This is a genomic window from Mycobacterium sp. (assembly GCF_049278535.1).
Taxonomy (GTDB): Bacteria; Actinomycetota; Actinomycetes; order Mycobacteriales; family Mycobacteriaceae; genus Mycobacterium.
Map to the genome: position 1 here is coordinate 1 of NZ_JBAPMI010000318.1, position 1,636 is coordinate 1,636.

The window sequence follows — 1,636 nt, forward strand, 5'->3', positions numbered from 1 at the left end:
GGCCAGGCCGGCGTTCGCCGCGTCCGATAACTTCCCAGGGTCGAAGTCCTGCCCGGGAACGATGCCGATCCTGGCGAGCTTGGCCACCATCGGCGCATCGACGGCGGCCGGCGGATTTGCTTTGAGCAGACGGGCGAACAGCTTGAAATACTCCGGTGCGCCAAGGGAATTCACCTGCTGGCGCACCGACGTCGTCATGTCGATGGATGCGCTGACCGGACCGAGCGGCGGCAGGTAAGGCTTGCCGAACGAGGACATCGGCACCGCGGTGATCTGGTCCTGCAGCTTGTGCACCGCGTCGTAATCCTCCGGGGTGCCCGAGGAGTAGATGCGGCCCAGCAGCCACACCAAGGCGGTTGGCGACTTGTACTCCAGCACGTCGGGCGGCAACGCGCCGTGCCACCCGGGACCGGTGATGGCGAACGTGCGCGGCTTGCCACCGCCGTTGCGGGTGCCCGGCGAGGCGAAGACGTTGGTCCACGCGTCCAGCATGGGCAGCAGGTAGTAGCGGTCGCCCATGTCCGGGACGCTGACGATCCACGGCTCTTTCGCCACGTCGAACCAGGCCTGGGTGTAGAGGGTGTCGGCGTTCGGGGCGGTCACCGTGTTGAACGACGCGTTCGGGTAGGTACGCATGCGGGCGATCTGCCCCATCGGCGCTTTGGTGTCTTGTGCGGCGGGCACATTCGTCAATCCGCGCCGGGTGTACTCCATCGTGACGAGCGGATACGCGTAGGCATAAGCCTCGGTGGCGATGTCGGTTGCTTCGGACTGCGACAAGCCCGGCGTGCCAGAGGTTTTCACCGGTGCGGCCGGATGGTCGTTGCCGCCGCACGACGTGATCATCAGCAGGGCGGCCAGCGTGACGACGGCGCGTCTGATGGTTGAGCGCATAACGGGATACTTCCACGCCATTCAGCGCGGCGCGCGGCCATAGTCGGCGCACCGATCTGCCTCCCACACGAAGTGCTGCCTGAGGAGCAGAATTTCGGCTATGCGGTCACGGCGGGGTGCCGTTGCGCTGATTGCGGCGGCGGTGCTGGTCAGCGCGATGCTGGTCAGCGCTACGCCCACGTCGTATGAGCCACCGCCGCTGGTCGCCAACCCGGTCGAGCACGTCGACACTTTGATCGGCACCGGCAACGGCGGCAAGACGGTGGGGGAGATCAACAACTTCCCGGGGCCCTCGGTGCCGTTCGGCATGGTGCAGTACTCGCCGGACACCGTCGACAACTACGCGGGCTACGCGCATGCCAACGACCACGCGACCGGGTTCAGCATGACGCACGCGTCGGTGGGTTGCCCGGCGTTCGGTGACATCTCGATGCTGCCGACCACTAATCCGGTCGGCTCGGAACCCTGGGATGCCTCGGAGGACATCGCCCACGACCGCAGCGAAAAGGGGGTGCCCGGTTACTACGCCGTGCGGTTCCCCAAGACCGGTGTGGCGGCGGAACTCACCGCCACCAACCGCACCGGCGTGGGCCGCTTCCACTACCCGCATGATGGCGCGGCACGGTTTCTGGTGCGGCCCGGCGGGTCGTTGGGTGGAACGTCGGCTGCCGACATCAAGATTGAAGACGACAACACCACGATCACCGGATCGGCGACCAGCGGCGGGTTCTGCGGCAAGAAC

At 66.6% G+C, this 1,636-nt stretch carries 1 protein-coding gene and 1 pseudogene; one reads left to right on the top strand and one right to left on the bottom strand.

What is annotated here, in order from left to right; all coding sequences use genetic code 11:
• On the bottom strand, window positions 1-894 hold an 894-nt coding region (locus WAO18_RS21165), incomplete at its 3' end, for a DUF1254 domain-containing protein (RefSeq protein ID WP_422208192.1).
• 100 nt (window positions 895-994) lie between these two features.
• Here WAO18_RS21165 and WAO18_RS21170 point away from each other — a divergent pair.
• A pseudogene (locus tag WAO18_RS21170) lies at window positions 995-1,636 on the top strand (hypothetical protein); the annotation flags it as partial.